7 protein-coding genes are annotated in these 6,000 nt (G+C 73.3%); 2 read left to right on the top strand and 5 right to left on the bottom strand.

Features of this window, described 5'->3' with window-relative positions:
• Window positions 1–38: 38 nt before the first annotated feature.
• Complete coding sequence (locus BZY54_RS54820; protein ID WP_086728155.1) at window positions 39–158, bottom strand: SGM_5486 family transporter-associated protein; 120 nt, start codon at window positions 156–158, stop codon at window positions 39–41.
• Between the two features lie 48 nt (window positions 159–206).
• A complete protein-coding gene (locus tag BZY54_RS28215) occupies window positions 207–1,547 on the bottom strand; it encodes a CynX/NimT family MFS transporter (RefSeq protein WP_425276324.1) in 1,341 nt (446 codons plus the stop codon).
• Between the two features lie 82 nt (window positions 1,548–1,629).
• On the opposite strand from BZY54_RS28215, the gene BZY54_RS28220 reads away from it, so the two are divergent.
• A complete protein-coding gene (locus BZY54_RS28220; RefSeq protein ID WP_086728157.1) occupies window positions 1,630–2,328 on the top strand; it encodes a FadR/GntR family transcriptional regulator in 699 nt (232 codons plus the stop codon).
• Here BZY54_RS28220 and BZY54_RS28225 read toward each other — a convergent pair.
• The 3 genes from BZY54_RS28225 to fabG form a co-directional block, all read right to left on the bottom strand.
• On the bottom strand, window positions 2,306–2,677 hold the full coding sequence (locus BZY54_RS28225) for a hypothetical protein (RefSeq protein ID WP_086728158.1): 372 nt from the start codon (window positions 2,675–2,677) through the stop codon (window positions 2,306–2,308). The two genes, BZY54_RS28220 and BZY54_RS28225, sit on opposite strands and share 23 nt — an antisense overlap.
• A gap of 202 nt (window positions 2,678–2,879) precedes the next feature.
• Window positions 2,880–3,647 carry an enoyl-ACP reductase FabI gene (gene fabI, locus BZY54_RS28230; protein WP_086728159.1) on the bottom strand — a complete coding sequence of 256 codons (768 nt, stop codon included), beginning with the start codon at window positions 3,645–3,647 and terminating at the stop codon, window positions 2,880–2,882.
• 5 nt (window positions 3,648–3,652) lie between these two features.
• Window positions 3,653–4,357 carry a 3-oxoacyl-[acyl-carrier-protein] reductase gene (fabG, locus tag BZY54_RS28235; protein WP_086728160.1) on the bottom strand — a complete coding sequence of 235 codons (705 nt, stop codon included), beginning with the start codon at window positions 4,355–4,357 and terminating at the stop codon, window positions 3,653–3,655.
• A 248-nt stretch (window positions 4,358–4,605) separates the two neighbouring features.
• On the opposite strand from fabG, the gene BZY54_RS28240 reads away from it, so the two are divergent.
• On the top strand, window positions 4,606–6,000 hold a 1,395-nt coding region (locus BZY54_RS28240; protein WP_244217370.1), incomplete at its 3' end, for a TldD/PmbA family protein.

Here is a 6,000-nt window from a genome sequence, read left to right on the forward strand (position 1 = left end):
AGATGTGTATAAGGGGCAGGAAGGGGGGACCGGGGGGCTCAGGGGGACGCGATCGTCGCGATGATGGCGATGATCACGAAGATGGCGAAGAACGCGCCGAAGACCAGCAGCATCTTCTTGTGGCTGTTCTGCGGGTTCGGGTCGAGCACAGGCTGCATGGGCCCAGTCTCGCACCCGGGCCCCCGGACGGGTGCGCCGGGGGCGGCTCAGCGCGTCGCCTCCTCCTCCACGGTGCGGTCGCGGCCCGCCAGCCAGCCCACCACCATCTGCGGGATCATCAGGCCGGTCATGAGCGCGATGGGCACGCCCCAGCCGCCGCTGCTCTGGTAGAGCACGCCGACCAGCAGCGGTCCGGGGATGGATATCAGGTAGCCGGTGCTCTGGGCGAACGCCGACAGTTGGGCGACGCCCGGACCGGTCCGGGCGCGCATGCCGACCATGGTGAGCGCCAGCGGGAAGGCGCAGTTGGACACGCCGAGCAGCACGGCCCAGGCCCAGGCTCCGCCGGCCGGTGCGAGGTAGAGGCCTGCGTATCCGGCGAGGCCGCAGGCGCCGAGCACGAGCACGATGGGGCCCTGGTGGGGCAGGCGGGCGGCCACACGGGGGATGACGAAGGCCAGCGGGACGCCCATCACCATGGTGACGGCGAGCAGCAGTCCGGCCGTGCCGGCGGACACGCCCGCGTCCCGGAAGATCTGGGCCATCCAGCCCATGGTGATGTAGGCGGCGGTGGCCTGGAGGCCGAAGAAGACGGCCAGCGCCCAGGCGGTGCGGCTGCGGGTCATCCGCAGCGCGGGCGCCTGCTCCCCGCGCGGCGTCTCCCGCCGTGCGGCCTGCTGCCCGGCCGGTGCCTGGGCGGTCGGCGCGGTGCCCCGGTCCCGTACCAGCGGCAGCCACGGCAGCACGGCCACGGCCGCGAGCGCGGCCCACACGGCGAGCCCCGACTGCCAGCTGCCGCCGAGGGCGTCGGTCAGCGGCACGGTCACCGCGGCGGCGCTCGAGGTGCCCAGGGCGAGGGCCATGGAGTACAGGCCGGTCATGGATCCGACCCGGTCGGGGAACCAGCGCTTGACGATGACCGGCATCAGGACGTTGCTGACGGCGATGCCCATGAGCGCGAGCGCGCTGGCGCCGAGCAGGCCCGCCGTGTTCCCGGCGTACGGGCGGATCAGCAGGCCGGCGGCGATGGCGGCCATGCCCGCGCACACCACCGCGGCGGGGCCGAAGCGGCGGGCCAGCCGGGGCGCCATGACACCGAAGACGGCGAAGCAGAGCGGGGGCACGGAGGTGAGGAGCCCGGCCACGCTGCCGCTCATCCCGAGCCCGTCGCGGACCTCCTCCAGGAGCGCGCCGAGGCTGGTGATGGCGGGACGCAGGTTCAGGGCGGCCAGCACGATGCCGACCGTGACCAGGCGCGTCGTCCACGCGCGCGTGGACGCTTCCCCGGGCTGCCGCGGCGCCCCGGAGTTCCGGGGGGCGGCGGTCGCGGCCGGGGTCTGCGGCTCGGTCGTGGGCGTCGTCGTCCCGGTGGTTTCCTCGCTTGGCATGAGACCCATCATAGAATGATGGGATGATTGACTGTCCACGGCCCCGGACCCGGCTTCCGGGTCCCGCGTGCGAAGGTGTGCCATGCCCCTGAGCCATCCCCGCCGGTCGGCACTGTCCGAGCAGGTCATCGCCGCGTTGCGGAACCAGATCACCTCGGGCGAGTGGCCGGTCGGCTCCCGTATCCCGACGGAGCCGGAGCTGGTGGACCAGCTCGGTGTCGCCCGCAACACCGTGCGCGAGGCGGTCCGCGCGCTCGCGCACAACGGCCTGCTGGACATCCGCCAGGGCTCCGGCACGTACGTCGTGGCGACCAGCGAGCTGGCCGGCGTGATGCACCGCCGGTTCGCCGACGCCGACCCTCGGCACATCGCCGAGCTGCGCTCCGCGCTGGAGTCGGCCGCGGCGAAGCTGGCCGCCGAGCGGCGCGGCGAGAAGGACCTCAAGCAGCTCGACGCGCTGCTCGTGCGCCGCAGGGAGGCCTGGGAGTCCGGCGACACGGAGGCGTTCGTGACCGCCGACGCGACCTTCCACCTGGCGGTGGTGGCGGCCTCCCACAACGACGTCATGACCGCGATGTACGCGGACCTGGGCGAGGTGATGCGGGACTGGCTGCGCGCCGACGTCGGCACGGAGCTGACCCCGGACACGTACATGGACCACACACGGCTGGTCGACGCCGTCCGCGCGGGCGACGCGGCGGCGGCCGCCGCCGAGGCGGCGGCCTACCCGCTCCAGTGCCGTCCGGGCCGGCTCGGGTTCAGTCCGCGCGCGCGTGACTGATCCACACCGAGCGGACCTCCTTCCAGCAGCGGCCGGTCACCCGGAGGGTCTGCGCGGGCCCCACGTCCACCGGGGCGCCGTCGCCGTCGAGGTCCCACCACCGGGCGCACTCGATGTGCAGCGCGACGCGGTCCGTCTCGGGGTAGGGGTTGTTGCAGTAGGCGGTCACCTCTGATCCCGAGACGGTGCTGCGGCAGGTCGCGCCGAACGGTTCGGCCGCCGTGGGCTCCCCGTGCCGCACGCGCGCGTGGCGCCGCGGGGCGTACGCCGTCGCGTCGTACGGCAGGAGCAGTACGAGTCCCATCCCTGCGGCCAGGGTCGCCGAGGCCACGCTGCGGGGCGGACGCACAGGCCACCTCCTCGGCCGGGCTGGGGAGGGAGAACGCGAGGTGAGAGCACTCCCAGGGTGCGCGACCACGGGTCCGCCCCGCCCGGCCGGATGCGCCGACCGGGTGACGCCGAGGGCCCGCTCCCTCGCGGGGAGCGGGCCCTCGATCGGTCGTGCGCGGCTCGCGCGCCCCATGGGCGAACGAGCCGTCGCAAGCGGCGGGTCAGGCGCCGATGGCGTGCAGGCCGCCGTCCACGTGGACGATCTCGCCGGTGGTCTTCGGGAACCAGTCGCTCAGCAGGGCGACGATGCCGCGGCCGGCCGGCTCGGGGTCCTTCAGGTCCCACTCCAGCGGGGAGCGGGAGTCCCACACGGAGGCCAGCTCGCTGAAGCCCGGGATGGACTTGGCGGCCATGGAGCCGAGCGGGCCCGCGGAGACCAGGTTGCAGCGGATGTTCTGCTTGCCCAGATCGCGCGCGATGTAGCGGCTGGTGGCCTCCAGGGCGGCCTTCGCCGGGCCCATCCAGTCGTACTGCGGCCAGGCGAAGGAGGCGTCGAAGGTGAGGCCGACGACCGAGCCGCCGTTCTGCATCAGAGGCAGGCAGGCCATGGTCAGCGACTTCAGGGAGAACGCCGAGACGTGCATGGCCGTGGCGACCGACTCGAACGGCGTGTTGAGGAAGTTGCCGCCGAGCGCGTCCTGCGGCGCGAAGCCGATGGAGTGCACGACGCCGTCGAGGCCGCCCAGCTCCTCGCCGACCACGTCGGCCAGGCGCGCGAGGTGCTCGTCGTTGGTGACGTCCAGCTCGACGACCTTGGTGGGCTTGGGAAGCTTCTTGGCGATGCGCTCGGTCAGCGTGGGCCGGGGGAACGCGGTGAGGATGACCTCGGCGCCCTGCTCCTGGGCCAGCTTCGCGGCGTGGAAGGCGATGGAGGCCTCCGTCAGCACGCCGGTGATCAGGACGCGCTTGCCCTCGAGAATTCCACTCATGGTGATCAGTGACCCATTCCCAGTCCGCCGTCAACGGGAATGACGGCTCCAGTGATGTACGAGGCGTCGTCCGAGGCGAGGAACCGCACCGCGGCGGCGATCTCCTCCGGCCGCGCGTACCGGCCCAGCGGCACCTGCGCCACGATGGCCTCGCGCTGCTCGTCGCTCAGCGCCCGGGTCATGTCGGTGTCGACGAAGCCGGGGGCGACGACGTTGAACGTGATGTTGCGCGAGCCCAGCTCACGGGCGAGGGAGCGCGCGAAGCCGACCAGACCGGCCTTGGAGGCGGCGTAGTTCGCCTGCCCCGCCGAGCCGAGCAGACCGACGACCGAGGAGATCAGGACGACCCGGCCCTTCTTGGCGCGCAGCATGCCGCGGTTGGCGCGCTTCACGACACGGAAGGTGCCGGTGAGGTTGGTGTCGAGGACCGAGGCGAAGTCGTCCTCGGTCATGCGCATCAGGAGCTGGTCCTTGGTGACGCCGGCGTTGGCGACGAGGACCTCGACCGGCCCCTGCTGGGCCTCGATCTCCTTGTAGGCCTGCTCCACCTGCTCGGGGTCGGTGATGTCGCACCTGACCGCGAGGAAGCCGGCCGGCGGCTCCCCGGAGCGGTACGTGATCGCGACCTGGTCGCCGGCGTCGGCGAACGCGCGGGCGATGGCGAGGCCGATGCCCCGGTTGCCTCCGGTGACGAGAACCGAGCGGCTCAACGGATCACCCTTTCGTAGCGGTCTCAAGCGTTCCGACAGCACACCCGAACACCTCGATGACAGGCGGCTTCACCCGAAAACCTATCGGTCCGGCCGCGACGGCGGACAATCGGGCACCGACAGTGGCGTGCGGGTCGCACTGTCGAGTCCCTACAGAAAACAGCGGACTCGGCCCGTAAACGTGTGGTCTGCGCCGCCGCGCGCGCGACATGATCGGTCCGACAGGCGACGAGAGCAGGGAGATCCCGGTGCCACATACGATCGACGAGGCCTTCACGGCCCTTCCACTGCGCCCCCTCGCCGACGCCGCGCTGGCACGCGCGCGTGCGCTCGGCGCCGAGCACGCGGACTTCCGCTTCGAGCGGGTGCGCAGCGCGTCCTGGCGGCTGCGGGACGCCCGGCCGTCCGGGTCGTCGGACACCACCGACCTGGGGTACGCGGTGCGGGTCGTGCACGGCGGTACCTGGGGGTTCGCCTCCGGGGTGGATCTCACGCTGGACGCCGCGGCCAAGGTGGCCTCGCAGGCCGTGGCGATGGCGCAGCTGTCCGCTCAGGTGATCAAGGCGGCCGGGTCCGACGAGAAGGTGGAGCTGGCCGACGAGCCCGTGCACGCCGAGCGGACCTGGGTGTCGTCGTACGAGGTCGACCCCTTCTCCGTGCCGGACGAGGAGAAGTCCGCGCTGCTCGCCGACTGGAGCAGGCGGCTGCTGGCGGCCGACGGCGTTGACCACGTCGACGCCTCGCTGCTCACCGTGCACGAGAACAAGTTCTACGCCGACACCGCCGGCACCGTGACCACCCAGCAGCGGGTCCGGCTGCATCCGCAGCTGACGGCCGTGTCGGTGGACGAGTCCAGCGGGGAGTTCGACTCGATGCGGACGCTGGCCCCGCCCGTGGGGCGCGGCTGGGAGTACCTCACGGGGACCGGCTGGGACTGGGAGAGCGAGCTCGAACAGATCCCCGAGCTGCTGGCCGAGAAGATGCGCGCGCCGAGCGTCGAGGCGGGCGTCTACGACCTGGTCGTGGACCCCTCCAACCTGTGGCTGACCATCCACGAGTCCATCGGGCACGCCACCGAGCTGGACCGGGCCCTCGGCTACGAGGCCGCCTACGCCGGCACCTCCTTCGCCACCTTCGACCAGCTGGGCAAGCTGCGGTACGGCTCGGAACTGATGAACGTGACCGGCGACCGCACCGCCGAGCACGGCCTGGCGACCGTCGGCTACGACGACGAGGGCGTCGAGGCGCAGTCCTGGGACCTGGTGAAGGACGGCACGCTGGTCGGCTACCAGCTGGACCGCAGGATCGCGAAGCTGACCGGCTTCGAACGGTCCAACGGGTGCGCCTACGCGGACTCCCCCGGCCGTGTGCCGGTGCAGCGCATGGCGAACGTGTCGCTGCGGCCGCCCCCACCCCCCCCCCCCCCCCCCCCCCCCCCCCCCCGCGCCCACCCCTACCTCCCCCCCCCCCGCCCCCCCCCCCCCTCCCTCCCCCCCCCGCCCCCCCCCGTCCCCCCCCCCCCCCCCCCCCCCCCCCGCCCCCCCCCCCCCCCCCCCCCCCTCCCCCCCCCCCCCCCCCCCCCCCCCCCCCCCCCCCCCCCCCCCCCCCCCCCCCCCCCCCCCTCCCCCCCCCCCCCCCCCCAC

The organism is Streptomyces carpinensis, assembly GCF_002154505.1.
Lineage (GTDB): Bacteria > Actinomycetota > Actinomycetes > Streptomycetales > Streptomycetaceae > Streptomyces > Streptomyces carpinensis.

Coding starts and splice junctions, on each gene's coding strand:
- BZY54_RS54820 (WP_086728155.1), bottom strand. CDS start 158: ATGCAGCCTGTGCTCGACCCGAACCCGCAGAACAGCCACAAGAAGATG.
- BZY54_RS28215 (WP_425276324.1), bottom strand. CDS start 1,547: ATGCCAAGCGAGGAAACCACCGGGACGACGACGCCCACGACCGAGCCG.
- BZY54_RS28220 (WP_086728157.1), top strand. CDS start 1,630: ATGCCCCTGAGCCATCCCCGCCGGTCGGCACTGTCCGAGCAGGTCATC.
- fabI (WP_086728159.1), bottom strand. CDS start 3,647: ATGAGTGGAATTCTCGAGGGCAAGCGCGTCCTGATCACCGGCGTGCTG.